The sequence below is a fragment of the Roseomonas aeriglobus genome (genome assembly GCA_016937575.1).
Classification (GTDB): domain Bacteria; phylum Pseudomonadota; class Alphaproteobacteria; order Sphingomonadales; family Sphingomonadaceae; genus Sphingomonas; species Sphingomonas aerigloba.
Window position 1 is genome coordinate 562,964 of sequence record JAFHKN010000002.1, and the last position, 21,204, is coordinate 584,167.

The 21,204-nt window shown below is 68.3% G+C and carries 17 protein-coding genes and 1 pseudogene; 9 read left to right on the plus strand and 9 right to left on the minus strand.

What is annotated here, in order from left to right; translation table 11 throughout:
- Positions 1-68 precede the first annotated feature (68 nt).
- The 5 genes from JW805_03195 to JW805_03215 all read left to right on the plus strand — a co-directional run bounded on the left by JW805_03195 (position 69) and on the right by JW805_03215 (position 5,502).
- Positions 69-761 (plus strand): hypothetical protein, encoded by a 693-nt coding sequence (locus tag JW805_03195; protein ID MBN2971022.1) that lies wholly within the window; start codon positions 69-71, stop codon positions 759-761.
- Between the two features lie 47 nt (positions 762-808).
- Positions 809-1,396, plus strand: coding sequence for a hypothetical protein (locus tag JW805_03200; GenBank protein ID MBN2971023.1), 588 nt, complete (start codon positions 809-811; stop codon positions 1,394-1,396).
- Between the two features lie 3 nt (positions 1,397-1,399).
- Positions 1,400-2,512 carry a hypothetical protein gene (locus JW805_03205; protein MBN2971024.1) on the plus strand — a complete coding sequence of 371 codons (1,113 nt, stop codon included), beginning with the start codon at positions 1,400-1,402 and terminating at the stop codon, positions 2,510-2,512.
- A 198-nt stretch (positions 2,513-2,710) separates the two neighbouring features.
- Positions 2,711-4,168 carry an alpha/beta hydrolase gene (locus JW805_03210; GenBank protein ID MBN2971025.1) on the plus strand — a complete coding sequence of 486 codons (1,458 nt, stop codon included), beginning with the start codon at positions 2,711-2,713 and terminating at the stop codon, positions 4,166-4,168.
- A gap of 41 nt (positions 4,169-4,209) precedes the next feature.
- On the plus strand, positions 4,210-5,502 hold the full coding sequence (locus tag JW805_03215; GenBank protein MBN2971026.1) for a hypothetical protein: 1,293 nt from the start codon (positions 4,210-4,212) through the stop codon (positions 5,500-5,502).
- A 287-nt stretch (positions 5,503-5,789) separates the two neighbouring features.
- On the opposite strand, the pseudogene JW805_03220 reads toward JW805_03215, so the two are convergent.
- A pseudogene (locus JW805_03220) lies at positions 5,790-6,308 on the minus strand (phage integrase N-terminal SAM-like domain-containing protein).
- A gap of 599 nt (positions 6,309-6,907) precedes the next feature.
- Here JW805_03220 and JW805_03225 point away from each other — a divergent pair.
- From JW805_03225 to JW805_03240, 4 genes are all read left to right on the plus strand, one after another.
- Entirely contained in the window at positions 6,908-9,853 is a 2,946-nt protein-coding gene (locus JW805_03225) for a MobA/MobL family protein (protein ID MBN2971027.1), read from the plus strand.
- A gap of 272 nt (positions 9,854-10,125) precedes the next feature.
- The gene (locus tag JW805_03230; GenBank protein MBN2971028.1) at positions 10,126-10,965 is read left to right on the plus strand and encodes a hypothetical protein; all 840 of its coding nucleotides are present in this window, start codon (positions 10,126-10,128) and stop codon (positions 10,963-10,965) included.
- A 105-nt stretch (positions 10,966-11,070) separates the two neighbouring features.
- On the plus strand, positions 11,071-11,682 hold the full coding sequence (locus tag JW805_03235) for a hypothetical protein (GenBank protein MBN2971029.1): 612 nt from the start codon (positions 11,071-11,073) through the stop codon (positions 11,680-11,682).
- A 101-nt stretch (positions 11,683-11,783) separates the two neighbouring features.
- Positions 11,784-12,410 carry a MobA/MobL family protein gene (locus JW805_03240; protein MBN2971030.1) on the plus strand — a complete coding sequence of 209 codons (627 nt, stop codon included), beginning with the start codon at positions 11,784-11,786 and terminating at the stop codon, positions 12,408-12,410.
- Positions 12,411-12,582: 172 nt separating this feature from the next.
- Here the strand turns inward: JW805_03240 and JW805_03245 are convergent, their stop codons facing one another.
- From JW805_03245 to JW805_03280, 8 genes are all read right to left on the minus strand, one after another.
- Positions 12,583-13,461 (minus strand): VacJ family lipoprotein, encoded by an 879-nt coding sequence (locus tag JW805_03245; protein MBN2971031.1) that lies wholly within the window; start codon positions 13,459-13,461, stop codon positions 12,583-12,585.
- Complete coding sequence (locus JW805_03250; GenBank protein MBN2971032.1) at positions 13,458-14,459, minus strand: endonuclease/exonuclease/phosphatase family protein; 1,002 nt, start codon at positions 14,457-14,459, stop codon at positions 13,458-13,460. Before JW805_03250 ends, JW805_03245 begins: the two co-directional genes overlap by 4 nt.
- A 79-nt stretch (positions 14,460-14,538) precedes the next feature.
- Positions 14,539-15,036, minus strand: a complete 498-nt coding sequence (locus tag JW805_03255) for a DUF2141 domain-containing protein (GenBank protein ID MBN2971033.1) — start codon at positions 15,034-15,036, stop codon at positions 14,539-14,541.
- A complete protein-coding gene (locus tag JW805_03260) occupies positions 15,033-15,974 on the minus strand; it encodes a hypothetical protein (GenBank protein MBN2971034.1) in 942 nt (313 codons plus the stop codon). Before JW805_03260 ends, JW805_03255 begins: the two co-directional genes overlap by 4 nt.
- The gene (locus JW805_03265; protein ID MBN2971035.1) at positions 15,971-17,119 is read right to left on the minus strand and encodes a glycosyltransferase; all 1,149 of its coding nucleotides are present in this window, start codon (positions 17,117-17,119) and stop codon (positions 15,971-15,973) included. Before JW805_03265 ends, JW805_03260 begins: the two co-directional genes overlap by 4 nt.
- Positions 17,107-17,904 carry a DUF2334 domain-containing protein gene (locus JW805_03270; GenBank protein MBN2971036.1) on the minus strand — a complete coding sequence of 266 codons (798 nt, stop codon included), beginning with the start codon at positions 17,902-17,904 and terminating at the stop codon, positions 17,107-17,109. Before JW805_03270 ends, JW805_03265 begins: the two co-directional genes overlap by 13 nt.
- Before the next feature lie 52 nt (positions 17,905-17,956).
- Positions 17,957-20,254: a TonB-dependent receptor gene (locus JW805_03275; protein MBN2971037.1), complete on the minus strand. Its 2,298-nt coding sequence runs from the start codon at positions 20,252-20,254 to the stop codon at positions 17,957-17,959.
- Positions 20,220-21,191 (minus strand): FecR domain-containing protein, encoded by a 972-nt coding sequence (locus tag JW805_03280; protein MBN2971038.1) that lies wholly within the window; start codon positions 21,189-21,191, stop codon positions 20,220-20,222. Before JW805_03280 ends, JW805_03275 begins: the two co-directional genes overlap by 35 nt.
- Positions 21,192-21,204: the final 13 nt, after the last annotated feature.

A 21,204-nucleotide genomic window follows, 5' to 3' on the forward strand; every position in this document is an offset into this window, starting at 1 on the left:
TACTCTGCGCCGATGTCGAGCACGCCGCTGCCGTTGACAGTCGGGGACCCGCCCGTTCAGCTCGCGGGATGTCCGCTGCCCGCCTCCGCGAGATCGTCAATGTCGCCATTCCCCGGCTGTTCGAGCAGATCCGGGGTGGGCGCATCGTGTGCGAGAGCGAGGCAACGCTCCAGCTCCATCTCGGCCGCATCATCGCCACGGTCGGCGATCTTTATCTGGTGAGCGAGCGCGAGACCTTCTCGATCGAACTGGAAAAGCCGCTTCGGGGCGGTCGCGAAAAGCGCGGGCGGATCGACATCTGGTTTCAGCTGACCTTGACCGACGGCACGGTGACGCGCTGCGCGATTGAGCTCAAGTTTTTCAAGGAAGCGAACCGCCGCGAACCGAACAACCGCTACGACGTCTTCAAGGATATCGCGCGATTGGAACGGTGCAAGGATGTGGCCGACATCGCCTTCATGCTGGTCGGCACGGACCATCAGCATTATATCTCCCGTGCGAGCTACTCCAAGAACACGGCTGATTTCGATATCCGGCACGGGGCGAACTACCGGGCCGGAACGCGCCTCGAATATCGGACCAACGCCCCCTACGATGTGCCGATCACGCTCGCTCACGACTACGAATTCAGATGGGCGGAACTCCCGGACACGCATTACCACGGCAGGACACTTCACTTCCTGCTAGTCGAGGTGTCTCCGGATCAGGAGATCGAGCCGGCGACAGTCCCGACGCCCGCTCAATCATTCCAGTCGGCATAGCTCGATGCACATTGCCTCGTGCGGCGATTGCGGGAAGAACCAGGCTCATGAGCAAACTCAAGAGCGTCTATATCGTCGAGTCTTTGGACCCGAAGGACTTCTACGAACGCATGCTCGACGGCCACGCCGCCAACGAGATCCTGCGCATCCTGGGGACGAGGACCGAGTATCGTGTCGCCTTCACCCGCAAGCTCGCGCGCAGGGCGATCGCGGAAGCGGCGCGCGGCGACTACGAGGTCCTGCACTTCTCCTCGCATGGCAACAGCGAAGGGGTGTTCCTGACCGACGAAAGGTTTCTGACCTGGGCCGAGTTCGTGGAACTGATCCGGCCCGCGGCAGGCGCGGACAAGGCGCTGGTTATGGCGACCTGCGGTGGCGGCGATAAAGCGCTGACAAAGGCGCTGACTGCCGCCGGCGTCGTCTTCGGCTGGGTATTCGGGTCGACGGCGGACTCCGTCCACTTCTCGGATAGCTGCCTCGCCTGGTCGATCCTCTACAACCGCCTCTACGATTACGGTCTCAAGCGAGAAAAGCTCAAGATGACGCTCAAGGCGATCAACGCCGCCATCGTCGGCGACTTCGTCTATCGGCGATGGACCGGTAAGCGATATCGTCGCTTCCCCGCAAAGGCCTAGCACGTGCCGCTGTTCTCCCATCGGTTCACCCCCGCCTCCGCCTCCCCGCTCGGCACCTCGGTCGACCTGACGGTGCAGGAGGTCGAGGACGCGGGGCTGCGCGAGGTCCTGCAAACCCCCGGCGTGGCGCTCGGCAATTGGGGCCTGCTCAGCGCGCTGCTCCATCCCGGCAGCAGCCACTTCCTGTTCCACGCGCCGCTCGGCCAAGCCCGCGAGGTAAAAACCGCGGTCTCGGGCCTGTTCGGCCGCTTCATCGCCCGCGCCTACGCCACCCGCTACCTAGGATACTCCCACTTCGTGCACATCACCAAGCCGCCAATGATGCTGAGCGGCGCCATGAATGGCCTCCTGCGGCGTACGCCGCGGTTCCCGTCGGGCGACTTGCCCGACTGGGTGACGTGGGGTGCCGGCGCGGGTCTCGGCATCGTCGAGGCGAAAGGTTGCCATGACCAGGGCAGCCCCGCCGCCGCGCTGGAGCGCGCGCGAAAGCAGGCGCTGCGGGCGGAGATCACGGTCGGCGGCCGACCGGCGACGTTCAAGCGCTTCGCCATCGCCACACGCTGGGGATATGCGACGCCGACGCGCACCCAGCCGATGCTCTGGGTCCACGACCCCGTCGCCGAGGGCGGTGAAAGCCCGGAGGCTGCCGCAGCGCTCGCGCTCGGTGTTGCCCGCTACCACGCTGCGCGCCTGCTCGCGCCGCTCGGCTACCAAGAACTTGCCGATCAGCTGCTTGGCCTGGCGCGCGACCCGCTCCCCGCCAGCCGCAACCGTCGCCAGCGGCGCGGTCGCGAGGTTCTGGCCGAAGCGCCTGTGTTCGAGATGGACGACGTCGAGGGCGCGGCCGGCGAAGCGTTGCTCGGCGCAGTCGTGGTACGCGGATCGAAGCTGGCGCCGGCCGACCTGTCGCCATCCGACCGAGAAACGCTGGAGCGGCTCGACCTGAACCCGACTTTCGTCGGCATCGATCGCCAGGAGGTCAAGCGGCTGATCGAGGGCGAAACGACACTGCCCGCGCCACCTACCGACGCGCAGCGTGTTCTCGTAGGGGACGATGGCGCCGGCGGCCGCGTCGTTCGGCTCGGGAGAGACGGTGGGACTGTCCGGCTCGTCTGATCGCAACCCGGTGGCAGGGCACGACCGGACCTCTGCCGCTCCGGCACCGGTGACGCCGGGAGATTGAAGAGTGGCGGGGGTGTTCGGTTGGGATGGCGTTATGTTCGATGGCGGACCATCGACGTGGTGTAGACGCGGAGGAAAAGTGACGAGGCAGACCTTTCTCGAGCGCAACTTATGCGCGGCGGGATCATCGCAGTGATCGACGAAGGGGCCGCGCGGCTCGCGCTGTGCAACCTCATGCACCGGCTCGCTCGTCGCTACCACGAGGCGGCGCGGGCGATCACTACCGATCACCTGAAGCCGCTGTTCGAGCGCTGGAGCGAGGCGCGCGCATTGCTGGCCGCCGCAACCGGGCTCGAACCTGCCGAGGACGACGCGCTCGCGGCAGCCGAGACGGCGGACGTCGCGGCGCGAGTGGCTGCGGGACGCAACGCGCTGGTGGAGCTGATCCGGGCTGGTGAGGCGGAGCTTCGCGACACCGCCGAGGACGCACGCAGCGCCGGCATCGCGGCGGACCTGCTCTACCGGATCGACGCATCGCTGGCCGAGGTCAGCGACGACCTCTTCCGCGAACTCGGCACCCTGCGCGCCACCTGGGAGCCTGCGCCGGGGCGGTATGAGCGCTCCTTCGGGCTCGGTCGCATGACCACTGGTATCCCCGGACTGACCCAGCCGCAGTCGCGCATCTTCGACCTTTGGTACGCCACCAACCGGCGCGCGATCGTCCAGCAGGACAAGGTCGTCGGCTACGGCGCCGAGCGCGACGCGGAGACCCATCTTGGCCGCTGCGGCGTTATCATCCCTCAGGCGCACGAGATCGGCTCGACCGGCTCGCCGTGGTGGCGGCGGCTCTCGCGCGGTGACGATCGGCTGAGCATCGACAGCATCGATCCGGCAGAACCCGATGACTATTGGGCAAGCCTTGTCGATCGCGTCGGGGCCGAAGCCGGTCCGGGCGATGCCGTCGTGTTCCTGCACGGTTACAATGTCAGCTTCGATGGCGCCGCGCTCCGGGCCGCGCAGATCGGGGCCGATCTCGGCCTTACCGGTCCAATGGCGTTCTTCAGCTGGCCGTCGCGCGGCCGGATCCTGTCCTACGCGATCGACGAAGCTGCCATCGAGGCGAGCGAGGCGGCGATCACGCAGTTCCTCGTCGATGTCGCCACCAGGAGCACCGCCGCCCGGGTCCATCTCGTCGCCCACAGCATGGGCAATCGCGGGCTGCTGCGCGCGGTCAACCGCATCGCTGGGAAGGCCGCGGATCGAGCGGCAAAGCCCTTCGGTCAGATCATCCTCGCAGCTCCGGACGTCGACAGCGACCTGTTCCGCGATCTCGCCGGCGCCTACGGCGAGGTCGGCACGCGCACCACCTTGTACGTGTCCGCAGCGGACCTGGCGATTCGCTGCTCGCGCCTGTTCCACGGCGCCGCCCGCATCGGTTTCACGCCGCCGGTGGCGGTGATCGACGGGATCGACACGGTCAACGTGACCAACGTCGACCTGACGCTGCTTGGCCACGGCTATGTCGCGAGCTGTCGTCCGGTGCTCGGCGACATGCAGCAGCTGCTGGTCAACGACCTGCCGCCGCCCCAGCGCGCCTTTCTTAAAGAGATCGCCGGCGGCGGCACGCGGCACTGGGAGATCGCCGGCTGACACCCCATGTTGGCGGGCCGCCTTCTTCTTGATCGTCGATCATGCCCATTCGTTCGTCCATCCTGTTCCCGAACACCTCCGCTCGCGCGGCCTACTCGCCGCGCGAGATCATTGTCCACATCGAGGAGGAGTTCGATCCCGCGCGCGCCGACGAGGCCTATCGGCGCGACTGGTTTGAGGCGCACCTTCCCGTCCTCGTCCACGAGTTCCAGCACGGTCTCGACCATGTCGGCACGGTCGCCGGGCGCGAGCTGCTGACCTGCCTCTCGGACGCCCATTTCGGACTGGAGAGCAAGCTGGCTGGCGACAGCAGTCAGCTATGGCGGTTGGCGGCCCTTCGCGACGCCGAGCGGCGGTTCGACCGAGGCGCCTATTTCCACGAATATGACCCCGACTATCGCTGGCTGACGCCGCGGCTGCCGCGATGGCGCTGGGAATCGTCGGTCGGGCTGGCGTTCGATCACGCCGGGCGCTCCGACGCGGCTGAGCCCATCTACTTCCTGCGGTTCACCGACGTCGACCAGAACCGCTTCGTCTCACGCCAGCCGATCACGGCCGCGGCCCTGTTCGAGACCAGGGCGATGTTCGTCGAGCTGGAGCACGCGGCGCTGATCGCCTTCCGGGAGGCGCAGGGCGATGAGGAGCGTCTGAGCGCGTTCGGCCGCGATCAGGCCCGGACCTTCTACGATCCTTCGCTGACCCTCTATTCCGCGCCGGCCCATCTCGCCGCGAGCCGGTGCGGCGACGGCGATCCGCTGACGGCGTACCGCATCGCCGCGCATGCTGCCGGCGTCGTCCTCAACCTCGCGCCCGACCTCGATCTCGACGTAAGGATTCCGGACGTCTTGCGCGACGAGCGCGGTATGGAGCGCCTGCAGCAGCTTGTCGCCCGGCGAGACCCTGGCTTCCTGTTCGTCGTCCTGATCTCGGCCGCTCCGCGCTACGACGGCGACACCGATTGCTGGCTGCGCGATGCCTTGGCGGCGGCAAACTTCCCGCCACTGGACGCGATCTACGAGGCGGCGCTCGGGCACCTCGCCTATCCGAGCGTCCGCCACGGCACGCAGTTCGACATGATCTACTTCGAGGGTTGCGCCGCCGGCCACACCAACGCCGCGCGCACCCGGCCCACCCGCGGGCTCCTGGACGTTCCGACCATGAGCAGGCTGAACACCGTCGAGGGACCCTTTGCCCTGCCCAACTACTTCGCTGGCGACCGAGCGCTGGCGCCTCCGTGCGCCTCGATCCTTGAGGCCGATCGCCAGCGCGAGGCGGTGGAAGGTGCCGCGGTACTGAGCAGCCAAATGGCGGAGTTCCTGGCGGCGTGCCGTTAGCCGGCTGCCAGCGCCCGCGCGTGTGCTAGTCCGCGCCCGATGCGTTGCTCGCTGACCCGCGATGAGGTTGCCGCCCTGGTCCGGCGCGATGTCGGTCGGATCGGCGGAGGGGCCCTGAGAGCAATCCGCGCCGTGGTCGCGGAAGTCGCGGCGGCCGACGCCGGCGCCGACACGTCGAGCGAAAGCTCGCAGCTGCTGCGCTCGATCGCATTGAGGTTGTCGCCGCTGGTCGAGGAGACGGCCGCCACCCGATTGCAGGAAGTGCCGTTACTCGCGGCCGTCGGCGCCATGGCGTTGCGATACCGCCCGCCCTTGCCGCGCTCGACCCGGAGCAGCATGCGCTTGCTGTCGATGTCACGGACCTTGAGGGCGGCGACCTCGGCCGCGCGCAGTCCCGCACCATAGGCGACGGACAGCGCCGCCTGATGCTTGAGGCACGTGGTCGCGTCGAGCAGCCGCGCCACCTCGTCCCGGCTCAGCACCACCGGCAGCTTGCGCTCATGCCGCATCCGGACCAGCTTGCGCGCCAGGTCCGGCCGGTCGAGCGTCTGCGTGAAGGAGAACCGCAGCGCCGACACGATGGCGTTCATGGTCGGCGCCGGCACATCCAGTTCGCCTTGCTCGATCTGGAAGCGCCGGACGTCCTCCGCCGTTGCGGTGTCCGGTAAGCGCCCTAGGAACGTCGCGAACCGGCCGACATCGCGGATGTAGTTGCGTTGCGTCTCGCGGCCGAAGCGCCGTATCTCCATCTCGTCGATGAGACGCTGGCGTAGCGGGCTGACGGCAACAGGAATGAGGGTGGTCATGGCAGGACTCCTTCTGGTGGAGTCCCGATGCTCTGCCTGCCTCCTGCCGCGCTCAATCGGCGCGCAACGCTCGTTACATTACCTCAACCGTGCCCCGCACGCCCCTCCCGCGCAGCGGGTTCGTGCTTCCACCAGCGGCAGGCGTTCGAGCCCCCTGCCCTCACTGCTGAACGAACGGCAGCTTACCCCGGTGGGTCGCCCGAAACCGGCCAGGCCGCTCTCCACCCAATTTTGTCCGTCGGCTTCGATGCATGGGTAATCGGTTCCGGCATCTGCTCAAGGATATCAGCTGCCGGAACAGAAGCCTGACGTGAAAGCGACGGCCGGCTCCTTACATCGTCGGTAGGATTCGCCCGCGCCATGCTGGTTGCATGATTGCTCTGAAGCTCAGTTCCGTATCGGGAAACCGACAGACTCCCGCACTTAGTGTCGCAGGCCGAATTAGGCGGGGGAATGCTGTCCTCGATTGCCTTCCCACTGCGCGAGCGGTGGAAAAGGGGCCCATTGCCCGAGCGGGACCAGAGACACTTAACATCGAAAGCCTGTCGAGCGACTTCATCGGAGAGCGATTTTTGTTTTTGGGGCGGGGGGCGCAATAAATGAATTCGCCTTCGTCGAATTCGGGCGGCTCCGCCGGCCCTGTCCTACCCCCGCCCCCGCACGAGTTCTTCGTCGTCCGGCCGGACGGCAGTTGCACCCCTGCAACTGCAAAGACGCTGGGAGAGGTGCTTAAACAGCACCGCACCGAAGCCCGCAAACAAGCTAGGATCAAGCGCCACGAAAAGGCCGTTGAAATCCAGATGGCGAACGAGGATCGCGCCGCGGCACGGCGTCTGCTGCAAGAGCTGGCGGAGACGGAGCGTGACGCGATCCGCTGGGCGGCGCGACTACGGGTTCGGGTCAAACCAGAGCCGCCAAAGAGCCGCACATCGAGTGTGCTCAAACGGGTGACGATCACGCCGACGCGCATCAAGGGCCCATCATCGCTGCGCGCCGCATCATCATGGGTGACCGACGATTACGGCAGGCGCGGTGTTATCTGGCAACAAAGCTATCTCGGTCGCAAGTCGCCGAACTTCTACCGCGGTGCTGCGCGCGACAACTGGGAATATGAGGTTCGCGACGAGGCGGTGCTGCTCGATGCGGCCGGCGAGCCCGTCATCATCTCGAACATGGGCGAGGACTGGGTCGAGATCGGCGCAGCCTGGCAGGCGCTGGAGGATGCGAGCACGCGCAAGAACGCCAAGATCCAGATCCGCGCAATCGCACCGTTCGATGCCGACGCGAGTGAGGAGGAGACGATCGCCGCGCTCCGCCATTTCTCCAAGACCGTGCTCGAGCCGCTCAATCTGCCGTACTCGGCGGTGATCCACCGCGCGCCCGATGGCGGCGACGAGCGCAACCGCCATCCGCATATATCATTCTCACTGCGCCCGATGCGACGGGTCGAGGCCTATTGCTGGGAGGTGGCCGACGAGGTGCGCGGTGAGCTCGACGGTCGCGACGGCGTGCAGATGCTGCGTCACCTGTGGGCGCACGCGATGTCGGAAGCTGCCGAGCAGGCGCGCAGCAACCGTCGCTACACGGGCCTTGGCTACGGTGCGCGCGGCTTGCCGTTCGAGGCGGGCGAACATCTCGGCGAAGCTAGAAGCGCGATGGCTCGGCGCGGTGAGCTTGTCTGGGCGCATGAGCGCAACCGCATCAAGAGCGCGCGCAACGCCGCACGCCGCGCGATCCGCGACGCCGACCGGAAGATCGCTGCGCTGACCAAGGTCCGTGATGCCGCCGTAGCCAGCATGTCGGCGCGAAGCGAGGGCAGCATGCGCACGCGCATTGTGAGTTCTGCGCAGCCCCACATTTCATCGGCGCGGCTGAAGAATTCCAGCCGCAGGCAAGCTAATGTAGAGATGCTGACAGTGTCGAGCGTGTCGGCCAAGACGCCACCGCTCGTGGCATCGACCGTCGGGTCGGAGAGGGAGCCGGACCGCCGCGTTCCGCTTGTGGCGAGCCAGAAGCCGCGCGTTGGTCCGATGCCGATGAAGCTTGCGGCAGACGTGGAGCGCTTCCAGCGAATGCCACGGCGCTCGATCTGCTCGCTTCAGAATGAGGCGGTTCAACCGCTGGTCACATCACGCCAACCAGAGCCGCCGGCCCGCTTGATTCAATCGAAGCCGGCAGCTGCCCCGGCCGAGCTGAAAGTTGCGAGGGCGATCGGGGAGCGGTCACCGCCGCTGCTCGCCTCGCGTGTCGATGCCGGCTTGGTGCCGACGTTATCCGTGCGCGCGAAAGTCGCCGGGAAGCTCAAACCGCCGCTCGTGCCCTCGTCGCGGGCCTTACACACAGATCTCAATATCGCCGCCAAGATCGACGAACTGCTCCACGCGCTCTCCGCCGCGCGTGTCGAGCGCGACAATATGCGCGTCATGGTGCAGGATCGTGCGATTGCGGCCGACCGCTCGATCGCACAGCAGTCTGAAAATTCGCCCTCTGCGTCGATGGAACGAGCGCCGGTACCGCCAGCACGGCCGCGATCATCGCCGCCAGTCGGGGCCGTATCGATCGGCAGTCAGCGGCGGCGCTTCAGCCGAAGCTGGGCGTCAGACGATCGACATATCATACCGACGCGCGCGGAGCTGGAAACGCGCTACTGGCTGGAAGCGCATCCCCGGATGCCGTCCAAGGCGAACGGTACTCGTCCCCTCGATGCCGCCGATCGTCTTCAGCTCGACCGGATCCATACCCGCGACGTCTATGTGGCCGACTATGGTGGCGAGGCAGCCCTCACCATCGACGGTGCCAAAGCACACGCGATGGGCATATCCGATGAGTGGCTTGCTCGACCTGAAATCCAGCAGTCACTCGGCGACATTCGGGCCGAGCAGCAGAAGGTGGTGACGGCACTGCTGAGCGAGGTCGATCTTCGGCCGCTCGATTTCGCACGGCACGGCATTCGTGCTTGGCCGCGTGACCTGGACCCGGATCAACTCAAGCGTCTCGACCGTTGGGCGGCAGACGATGGTTTTCAGCGTGACACGTTTGGCATCGAGCAGCGCATCCAGGCCGCGCACAACGAGCGCGAGCGTCGAGCCCGGGAGGCCACAGCGAGGAATATCACTCCAGCCAAGCCCGCCGCGGCTATCCCGGATGGGTTTGGCGGTTGGAATAGCACGCCGGCGCCACCGTTCACTGGTGAGCACCCGACGGTTCGAATGATTGCCTTCGATCGCAAGACCGGCAAGCCCACCAACCAGTTGTTGATGCTGCTCGATCTGGCGGCGACGCATCCGCGCCGCATCGTCTTCGCCACCGACGGTAAGTTAACGGCGACACAAGGCGCCCCGGCGCTGATGCTGCCCTTGCTGCACGGATGGCGGCATGACCAGCGTGTCGCCGATCTGGTCGTCGCCACCGTTCGCGCCAGCCGTGAAGCAGGGCAGCCGGCATGGCCACCCGAGATGTTACCAGAGATGCGGGCCTACCATGCCCGTAGCTCGCAACATCCGGGTCGCGCACTGATCGATTGGAGCAGCGGACCCAGCCGGTAAGCCGGAGATGGCGAAAAGCATGAATCGCAGCGCCTCGCATTACCCCGCGAACCGACCCGTCTATGGTCGTCGCGGGAAAACCCGCACCGTGGCGCGGGTGGGTGCCGAAGCGCGCGGCGCCCGGCAGCAGAGGCCAGATCAGCAAGATGAAGAAGTGATCGGGAAGGGAAAGGGGAAAATTGGCGAACGCCTGCCGGCGCCGCCGACCCTGGAACTTTCCGATCCATGCGCGCGACGCTCGCGCGCATGTCCTTTATCCAAGGATCTGCATCATGCGATCGATCTATCCGCAGCGTCCAAGCGACGAACATGCGACCGAACATGTGGTCTGTTTCGACATCGAAACGGTGGTTGATGAGGAGCCAGCCGATGGGAGCTTCCCGCCATGGCCGCGCCATAAGCCAGTTGCAGCGTCGTTTCTCAGCGCCGACTGGCACCCTGACCATCGGTACGAGTTCAGGCTCGACACGCTTATCTGCGTACCCGGCGAGGAGGCCGGATTCTACGCCGGCGTTGACCGGCTGCTGCGAAAAGGAGTGACCAGCGTTTCGTTCAACGGGCGCGGGTTCGACCTGCCCGTGCTGCAAATCCAGGCGATGGCTGCGGGGCAGTTCGCTGTCGATGGTCTTAGCCACCACACCCACGCCCATCGCTATGGACCGCATCACTGCGATCTCGCGGATCAATTCTCCGGTTATGGCGGAACGCGCAGGGTCGGCTTGGCGGAAATCTGTGCGGCACTCGATATACCGGTGAAGACCAACACGCACGGATCGGATGTTGGCGAGCTTTGGCGCGCTGGCGATACAGGCGCGATCAAGCGGTACGTCGAGGAGGACGTCGTCGCGACCTACCTCGTCTGGCTGCATTGGGCGGCGTTCCGCGCTAGCGAGGAACACCGGATCGCCGAGCCGCTTGCCGACCTCTCCGCATGGCTTGAGTCCGTGTCTGAGCTCGAGCACCTGCACGGGTTCGCGACCTGCCGCCCCGCGCTCTGGGCTCGGCCGCGGGCTCTGCGCCAACGCACGAGCCGCGCGCTGATCGACGCCGAGCGGCGTGTGCGTCAGGCAGCCGACGAACGCGCGTTCGCCGGCGAACGACCCATCTTCTGACCGACCCCGCCGGTCGCTGACCGGCGCTCTCAACTCAACTGACGCACCTGACGCTGCCGACCGATGGTCGGCAGCGCGGTCGCGCACGTCTGAAGGACAAGCACCATGACCAATGACATCTGCCGTTTCGTCTCGCTCGCCATCACCACGGTCGATACTCCCGCCGCTACCGCAGGCACGACGCCCGCTATGACCCATGTGGCGGCGATCGGTATCTTGATCGCCGAGCGCGATGCCGAAGATCGATGGCAATTCTCGCTTCGGCACCACGCGGTCGGCGCGGGCGAAGGTGAAGCAACGCTGCTCGCCTGGGCCGCCCATGCGATGCCTGCCACCGGCATCGTGATCGGCTGGCAGCTCACCGAATCGATCGTCATGCCGCTGCTCGGAGCGGGCAGGGACGTCGAGCCCGAAATCGCTCGCTTGTTTCTGGATCGGCTCACCACGCTGGTCACTACGCCTAGTGTCGATCTGGCCATCGCGCACGGCGGTGCGGCCGCACCGGCCTTCGCGGATGTCGTCGCTAGATACGGCATCGACCTCGTGCCGATGTCAGATACCCAAATCGAGAGTGCTTGGGCGTTTGGAAACATCGATGTGCTGCGCGCCGACGTCGCGCAGCGCGCGACCGCTGCGTGGCGACTTTGGCTCGCGGAGTCGAACGGCGCGGGTGCCGCGGCGCTTGCCGCGTTCGAAACCTGGATCCGCCGCGCATAACTCAACCGGTTCGCAGCTTAGGATCACCAGACCCCGCGGCATCACGCGTCGCGGCGACAGCGGCCATCGTCGGCCGAACCAGCAAGAGAGGAAAAAACCTAATGACGACGCTCTACCACGTCCGCCCGTTCAACATCCGCTACCCCGTGCGCGAGCACGCCGGGCGGTACACGCCCGAATTGCTCAGGACCCACCGTACCGCGCGGGCCAGCTGGCTCTACGTCAATCGTTTGCACGGCATTGACGATTACGGTCCAACGCCGGACTGGTCGCTCCGGGACGATCTTGTCGCAAGCGGCCGATGCGGACCGCAGCGCGCCAACATTCCGGCGCTCGACGGGATCAGGCTCTGGACACAGGCAGACCAACACGCCGCACTGTATCGACCCGATGAACCGGTCTGCGCGCACGCGGTTGGCTCACTCCCGCTTCACGAGGGGAAGGACGGTTGGCGCAACCTGATCGAGGGGTTCTGCGAGGACCACATCGCCAGCCAGGGCATGATCGCCGATTGGGCGATCCACTACCGGCCGGAAGAGGACAGGGTCGCGGAAATCCTGCCCCATGTCCACCTGCTGATCACGACGAGGGTGTTCGATCCGGCGCACACGGATGTCGGACGCGTTCGGCAGACGTGGGTCCGCACCGACCGAGCGCGCAAAACGATGAGCGAGAAATGGTGGGCCCATACCGGGCTATTTCCAAAAAGTTACGCGCTGGCTGCATGACGTTTTAAGAGGGGCTGCGTTTTGCGCGGCCCCTCTCCACTTGCTCGGCTGCGACATGAATCAGAAGCGTTCGCTTCCAATTCTAGCGCCGACCCCGGCCTCATGAACTTTTACTAGAATTGTTTTGGCGCAGCCACATCGTGAACGAGCCTAATTGATGGCGAGATCGCAGCTATTTTGCGGTGAACTCGCTTGTTGTCGTGATCACGGTATCGCGCGCGCGCAAATGGTCGATCTCGGCCTGTCGCTTGGCGAGGTAGAAATCGCGCCGGGCGGCGTAAGGATCGGCCGACGCACGTATGGTCTGCAACTGCTCGTCGAACTCGGCGCGATGGTCCAAGATCGTGATGGTTCGGGCCGGTATCGTGTACGCCGGCGTCCTGAGCGGTTTGATGAATGACAGCGGCAGCGCAGCATGGTCAAAAATGTTGCCGACCAGGTCGCGCGCTGTGGTCGGGCCGATCAGCGGCAGGAAGAAGAACGGACCCGGCTTGATCCCGTAGAAGCCCATCGTGTTGGCGAAGCCGTTGCGGCGGCGCGGCAGCTTGAACGCCCCGCGCTTTGCCATGTCGAACAGCCCGGCGACGCCGATCGTCGTGTTGACTGCGAAGCGACCGACGGTCTCGGCAGCCTTGCCGGGCTTGCCTTGAAGCAGGAAGTTCACGGCCACGACCGGTTCGTGCAGATTGTAGCGAAAGTTGCGCAGGCCGCTGCGGATCGGGCTTGGCATCTTGTGCGCATAGGCCATCGCGACCGGTCCGAGCACTGCATCGTCGACCGCCTGCGCGGCGGCGAAAGTCTTCGCGTTGACCGCTTCCAGCGGATCGCCGCGTGCGGCGCTGCGTCGCGCCTGGACGACGATGTCGCTTTCGTCGTTCGTGGGATCGGGCGATGGGCTGGGCGGCGATGCGGGGGGAGATTGCTGCGGGAGATCCGCGACGGGCGCGGCCGGGGCTGGGGCGCCGGCGTTGATCTCCGGCACGGGCGGGATCGCCGGGGGCGCCGTCTGGAGCGCCAGCGCCAACGGTGCCGCCAGAATGAAGACGCTCATGCGTCGCCTCCGTTTCGCGGGGTCCGCACGGCATAGTCGGCAATATAGCCGATGTGGTCGGACAGCATCGCCCCGTCCGGCTCGCGGCCGAAGGGCACCCGGATCGCCGTCACGGCAATGCTCGTCCGGGTGCCCGACCGGAAGAACTGCCAGTCCTTCGCGCGCAGCATCGACAGTACGGCGTCGCGCTGCAGGCTGAGCCCGCGCGCCGCGGCGCCGCGGAGCGCGGATCCGGCGAAGCCCGTGCGCGCGACGACCGCCGCCAGCACCGCCCGGCGGGGCGCGGCGGCGCCGACGTTGAAGTCGCCGCCCGCGATCAGCGCGAGGTGCGGGTCGTGGACTGCACGAATGAACCGTCCGAGCGCCTCGGCCTGCAGCGCATAGGCGCGGTCGGCCCGCGCGTCCGAGACGCCGGAGGCGCCACGGCTGTTGAGATGGGTGTCGAGGACGTCAACCGCAGTCGCGCCGATTCGTACCCGCACCAACACCGCGCCCTTGTTGGCCAAGCAGTCGTACCCGGCGCAGGCGGCAGTCGGAAACGCCAGCCGGCGGACCGCGATGATCGGGAAGTCCGACGCGATCTGGAGCCCGCTGCCGGCCAGCCTGCCCTCGGTTTCGCCCTTCCACCACGTTCCGGAATCGCGCGGCGGTCCCGAAACCGCAGCCGTATCGACCCGCGGCCCGTCGACGACGTACCGATAGCCCGCCGAGGCCGCCATCGCCCGCGCCTGGTCGGTGAAGGCTTCCTGGAGCAGGACGATGTTCGGCGCATGCCCCTGCTGCCGCAACCGGCGCAGCCGGTCGCCGATCGCCTCGGCCGCCGCAACGCGCCCGATGGCGATGGGCCACGGCAGGCCCTTCACATTGTAGGTCAGCACCGACAGAGCGCCGTCGAACCGGACGGCGCTTGGGACCGTCGGCGGCATCGGCGGCGGCGCGGCGCCGCCCGTCGCGGCGAACGCCCCCGCGGCTATCATGGACTTGCGAAGGTCGATCACTGCCCGCTCCCTTGAGGCTCGAAACTGAGACGGCGCGGCGGCGGAGAACCGCAGGTCGATCGTGGCGGAATTGCGGCGATCAGTCCGGGCGGAACGTGAACAGCCCGTGCCGATAATTCAGAACGATGCGCGCCGGGGTGGGTCCCGCGCCGATCGCCACGCGGGCCGACGCGGCGGCGGGCTTGGCCCAGCGCAGCTTGGGGTTGCCGGTGAAGCCGATACCGTCGACCGACAGGCCGAACTTGCGGTCGGCATCGCGGTCATGGAGCAGGCTAACGGCGTAGGTGCCCGCGCGTGGCGCGCGGATGCACAGGTGGACCGGGCCGGTGGCGGGCACCGGCGCCTCGACCCGCGCGAATGCTTTCCCCGCGGCGACCAGCGCGTTATCGTCGGCCAGGAAATCGGCGTCGTTGTCGGGGTAGAGTTCGAGCTTGAGCAGCCCCTTGCGGTCGCGCAGCCCGGCGACTTCGACGACCAGCGACGGCCGCGTCTCGTTCGTCCGGCAAGCGCCCGCAGCCTTGCCGAGATCCGGCGACGACGTCAGCTGCGCGCTGGCCAGCAGCGTGGCGATGATCACCGCGCGCGATCCGGCGCTACGAGCGCGGCAGCCGCCAGCGTCACGCCGACGACCAGGTGCGCGGCGAGCATCAGGCTGGCCATCACCGCCATCGCCGCGGTGACGTCGGCATCGCGGCCGAGCAGCAGCAGGGTCAGGCCGGAGAACAGCACGTCCTTGTTCGGCAGCAGCGGCAGACGCGACAGCATCAGCCGCACCGTCGCCAGCGCCAGCCACCACGACAGCGCGATCCCCGGCAGCAGCAGCGACCACATCGTCGCGATCACTCCGATCGACAGCAGGATGCGGCCGACGTGGATGCCGAAGATCGTGCGCAGATGGCGGCGCTCGAGCGAGAACAATCGGCCGCGCAGGGCGAACACCGCCAGCGACGAGGCGACGATGACGAATACCGAGACCGTGAAGGTTCGCGCGACTGTGTCGCTGACGATATGGACGAGCAGCGGCGCGGTCGCCGCCATCATCACCAGCGTGGCGATGTTACCCGCGAGCGCGGAGAGCACCGCGACGTCCTTGATCGCGCCGAACGGCGATCCGGTCAGCCCGGCGTGGCGCCGCGCCCAGAGGTAGAACTGGGCCTCTCCCGAATAGCCGAGCAGCACTTCGTTCGCGACTTGCTTACGCAGTAGCGGCACAATGCCGAGCGGCGGCAGCGCCCACAGCTGGCGGAAGATCACCCATTCGGACGCGGGGCCGAGCAGATAGGCGGCGGCGAATACGATCCAGAAGGCGGGCGCGGCCGGCACCCGGTCGACGATTCGCGCGAGATCGAACCCGCCGATCGCGGTGCCGACCGCCGCCAGCATCGCCAGCGACAGGCCGGCACCGGCCCAGCGCGCAATACGCTCGCGCTGGGAATCCGACCGGAGCGGTTCGAGCGCGTCGCGCATCGCCGCCGTGACCGCGGAATTCGGTTGCTCGATGGTCTGAACGTTCAAGTCAGGGCTTTCTTGATCGTGGCAGGGCTGGGGATCGTCGATCGGGCATTTTCGCAGGCGGTGTCGAAAGCGGCGAGATACGCGCCCGCCGAGGCTTCGATGGTGAATCGCTGCGCCTGCGCGTGCGCTGCCGGGTCGATGCGGGTGCAGCGGCGCGCGGCGGCGATCGCGACGGCCAGCGCGTCGGCGTCGCGCGCGACGATCCGTCCCAGCCGGCCGTGGTCGAGCACCCCATCGACCCCGGGTCCGCAAGCGGTCGCGACGATCGGCAGGCCGCAGGCGAGCGCCTCGACCAGCACCGCCGGCACGCCCTCGTAGGCGGACGACAGCAGGTAGATGTCGTGCTCGGCTAGCCGCGCGGCGGCGTCGGCGACATGGCCGGCGAAGGTCACGCGGCCCGCGATGCCTAGGTCGGCAGCCAGCGCGCGCAGCCGCGCCTCCAGCGGGCCGCCGCCGTAGATGGTCAACCGGTCGGCGGGGGTCGACCCACCGGCGAATGCCGCCAGCATCAGCGGATAGTCCTTCTGCGCCGCCAGCCGGCCGATCGCGACGAAGCGGCGGCCCTCCTCCGGCGCGCGGACCGCACGCGGCGGACGTGGCGCAATCTGGGCCATCGAGATCGCCGGATCGGGCACGACGGCGTAGCGGACCGCGCCCACGCCCGCGCGGACGTCGGCAACCATCGCCTCCTCCATCACGATCCAACGGTCGATGATGCGTGCCTGCACCCGCAGCCACAGCCGCCAGGAAAGGCGCGCCGGGGCGGGCAGGTCGCGCCGAGCGACGTCGTTACTGATCTTGGCGACGACCGGCGGGCAGGCGCGGCCGAGCAGCAACTTCATAGCCACCGCGACAATCGTGTAGGTACTACCCGCACAGAACAGCACGTCGGGGCGGTGCCGGCGGATCGCCGCGGGCAGCGTGACGATCATCCACAATGTCTCCCACCACCCCGAACCGAACCGCGGCTGCCGCGGCACGTCGTAGGCCAAACCGCTCGCCAGCTCGGCGCGCAACGGTCCGTCCTCTCGGCCCATGAACAGCGGCGCCTCGACCCCCAGCGCCCGCCAGTGCGCGACCAGCCGCAGCGCGACACGCTCGACCCCGCCGGGCTCGAAGCTGTGGAGGAAGGTCAGGACGCGCATGGCGCGTCCTCGACCAGGTCGGCGTAGCGGCTGACCGCCCGCCCGCGGGCGAGGCGGCGCACGGTCGCCTCGATGCTGTGGAGGATCACACGTTCGGTCACGTCGCCCGGATGCACCCCGACCCGCATGATCCGCGGGGTCGGCAAGACCCGCGCGGCGGCGGCGACGGCGAGCGACGATGCCATCCGGCCGGGAGTGCGGCTGGCCCAGGTGATGACCGGCGAGCGCGCCAGCGTGCGGCCCGTCGCGGGCTCCCACACCCGCCAGTGATCCTCGGCAATCGGCATGCCGGTGTCGGCCAGCGCGGTCAGCGCGCCGGGGCCATAAAGCCACGCCGGGGCGACGAAGCCCGCAACCGGGCGCCCGATGACGTCTTCGATCAGCGCGCGTCCCTCGGCGATGCTGCGCGTCGCCTGCTCGACCGTCAGGCCCAGGAACTCGCCCTCGCCGGCGGTCATGTGTCTGGCCTTCATCCGGGTGAGCCACGCGCGGTGCTGGTGCCGGTCGCGGTGAAGCAGGCCGTGGAGAAACATCTCGACGCCCCCCTCCGCCCAGTGCCGCAGCCGAGCGGCGAAGCCCGATCCCGGCACGATCGGCGAATTTCCCCAGAAATTGGGAACGACCAGCATCGCCACCTGCGTCGCCCCTGCGGCGGCGATCAGCTCGCCGAGCTGGTCGACTTCGCTCTCGTGGCGTGGCGCCACGTCGTGGATCGCGACCAGCAGCCGGCGCGGATCGCGTTCGGTCGGCGCATTCTCGGCGAGCAGAGGGGGTGCGTGCGTCATGGCCGTAGGACGACGAGCCGCGTTGCAACCGCAGATGCGCTGCCGATTTTTCTTAGAAGGCCCGCGAGAGCGACACGCTCAGCGTCCGCGGCCGCGCCGGCGTATATTGCCGGGCATCGCGAACCGAGAACGGGTTTCCGAAGGCGAAGCTCGCCGCGCGGGTGTCGAGCAGGTTGTCGATATCGAGGCGCCCGACGAGCGGCCCTCGGGTCAGCGTCGCGCCCGCGCGCGCGATGGCGAATCCGCCGAGCCGGCGGTCAAGGCCGTCATCGAAGCTGAGCCGCGATGCGCCCTGAAGATTAATCGCGATGAACGGCAGCAGTCGGGTACCGCCCAGCCTGAACGCTCGGCTGAGCTCGATCCGCCCCGCGGCGTCGGGCACCACCGGCAGGCGGCGATCTTCCGGCAGGTCCGCGCCGTCGGGCGCACGGGTTAGCCGCGGGCGCTGCAGCGTCACGCCGGTCCGCAGTCGCCACGCGCCGCGCCACCAGTCGATCGCCAACTCGGCACCGACTATATCGGCGTCGCCAGCGTTGCGCGTGGCGATCAGGCCGTCGGGCAGCAAATAGTCCGACTGTACGTATTTCCAGATCGACCGGAACAGCCCGCCGTCGATCGCCAGCCGGCCGCGGTCGAGCGACAGCCGCATGCCGAGGTCGAAGCTGCGCATCTCGTCGGCATCGTAGCGGCCGCTCTCGGTGTTCGACGGATCGATCCCCCCGGGGCGGAACGCGGTCCCGAACCGGGCATAGACGACACGTCCGGACACGATCTCGTAGGACAGCGATGCGCTGGGGGTGATGCCGACGATCGCCTTCGTCGTTGCGGCAATGCCGCCCGCCTCCTCTTCTAGCTCGTCCTCGGTGGTCGTGCGGAACAGGCGTGCACCGAGCGACGCGCGCAGGCGGCGCGTCAGCGGCAACGCACCGTCGGCAAACGCGGCCGCCTCGGTCACGCGGCGGTGCAGACGGAAGATCGGCGCCGAGACGAGCGACACCGCCTGCAAGTCGCCCGACGCCTGCGTCGTCGCTGCAAGATAGGACGCGCCGACCAGCCACGAGAACGCGGTTCCGTCGCCCGAGGACAGGCGGACCTCCTGGTCGAACACGCGGTATGATCGGCGGTCGCGGTAGGCGCGCGCCGCGCCGGCGGGCCTGGTCGAGGCGTCGTAGATGTCGTTCTGATCCTGCCAGCTGTGCGCGGTCGCGATCGTCAGGATCGGCGTACCGATCGGGCCGGAGACGGTGCCGTGGACCAGCCGCAGCCGCGTGTCGCGCGGCTCGCGGATCGGCAGCGAACGTCCGATCTCCTCGCCGCGGCGGTCGACATACTGGCTGTCGCGCGTGGCGATCTGCTGCGCCGCGCCGCCCACGTCGACCGTCCAGCCCGCGGCGGGGGCGACGCGCAGTGCCGCGCGCGCGCCGAGCGTCTGCGACTGGTTGATGTTGCGCCGCCCGCCGGTGTCGTCGATCCAGCCGCCGTCGAGTGCCGCATAGCCGACCAGGCGGACCGCCGCGGCGTCGCTCGCGAGCGGCAGGTTAAGCACCCCCTCCGCCTCGCCGCCGGGCCCGCCGCCGCCGATCGCCGAGACGCCGAACCGCGCCGTGCCTTCGACCGCGCCGAGCACCGGGCGGTTGGTGACGATGCGGTACACCCCGCCCAGCGCGCCGGTGCCGTAAAGCGGGCCCTGCGGCCCCTTCAGAAGTTCAACCCGCGCGATGTCGACCAGCCGCAGCCCGGGCTCGGCGGCGTCGTAGGTGATGCGCGCGTCGTCGAGCTGGACGCTGACGGTCGACTGGCTGAAGCCGTTGAACGGGCTGTCGGCGACGCCGCGGATGAACGGCCGGTCGCGTCCCGGCCCCAGGCTGGTCAGCGTCAGCCCGTCGACCCGCGCGGCGACGTCGTGTGCGCTCCGCGCCGCGCCCGATGCGGCGGCATCGTCGGGGACGTAGATCGAAACCGGCGCAGCGACACCCGACAGCGCCTCCGACTGCTTGCGCGCGGTGACGACGATGTCGGGCGGAACGGTCGGGGGATCGGCGAGTTCGGCAGCGCGGCGGCGGACCAGGCGGAAGACGGTCGGTCCCACCTGAACCACGCGGACCGGGGCGCCGTCGACCAGTCGTTCCAGCGCGCGGCGGATCGGCATCCTGCCCGACACCCGGCGTGCGGCGATCCGCGGCAGGCCGGGGTCGGTCGCCACCGATGCGCCGGTCTGCGCCGACAGTGTCGCCAGCGCGTCGGACAGGTCGCCGGGGGGCAGGTTCACGCGGTATTCGGCATCCCGGGCGGCGGCGGGCAGTGCCGGCAGCGCGCTAGCGGCGAGCGCCGCTGGCCAGACGCGCCGCATCGCCTTCCTTCCTGAGCGTTAGGCCGGTCAATTGGGCCAGGCTGCCCGCCATCGCGTCGCGGCTGCCGACCGCGATGACGCCTGAGAAACGACGCGCAGCGACGTCGCGATCGACTGTCAGCGGGGCCCCGGTGAAGCGCGCGATGTCGCCGGCGACGAGCGCCAGCGGCGCGCCGTCGTACACCAATGGCCCGCGTCGCCACGCCGCGACCGCCGCCGGGCGGACGGTGCCGATCTGCCATTCGGCCGCGGCGGCGGACGCGGTCAGCGACTGACCGGCGGCCACGGTCGTCTCGCGCCCGCCGCCCGCCAGCGCGACCGCGACCTTGCCCTCGGACACCGCGACCCGCACTGCGTCGCCAGTCGACGAGACCTCGAACACCGTGCCGATGTCGCGCACCTCGTACGGTCCGGCGCGGACGATGGTGGGGTTGGCGGCGTTGTGGCGGATGGTGAAGACCGCGCGGCCCTGCAGCAGGATCGGATCGCTGCGCGCGGTGCTTACGCGTATCAGGCTGCCCGGATCGAGCGCGATCGACGACCCGTCGGCGAGCTGCACCGCGCGGCCCTCGCCCGCCGGGGCGCGGTGATCGGCGTAGCGCGGCCCCGCGTCGGGAGCCGGCGTTTGCCATGTGAAGACCGCCGCCGCCGCAACTGCGGCCGCCGCGGCCGAGCCCCAGCCGAGCCACCGGCGCGAAGACCGTGGCGCGACCTCGGCCGCCGGGGCCGTCAGGCTGCGCAGCAGGTCGCGCGACCGGTCGATCCGCGCGTCGAGCAGCGCCACTTCGTCATAGGCGGCGCGGTGGCGCGGGTCCGCCTCCAGCCAGGCGGTGAAGCCGTCCCAATCCATGTCCTCGCCGGCCTGCGCCGCGTGCCATTCCGCCGCTCTCTGTTCGATATCCTCGCTCATGCCCTGTTCGCGGACGCGTCGCCGCATCCTCCCTGTGTAT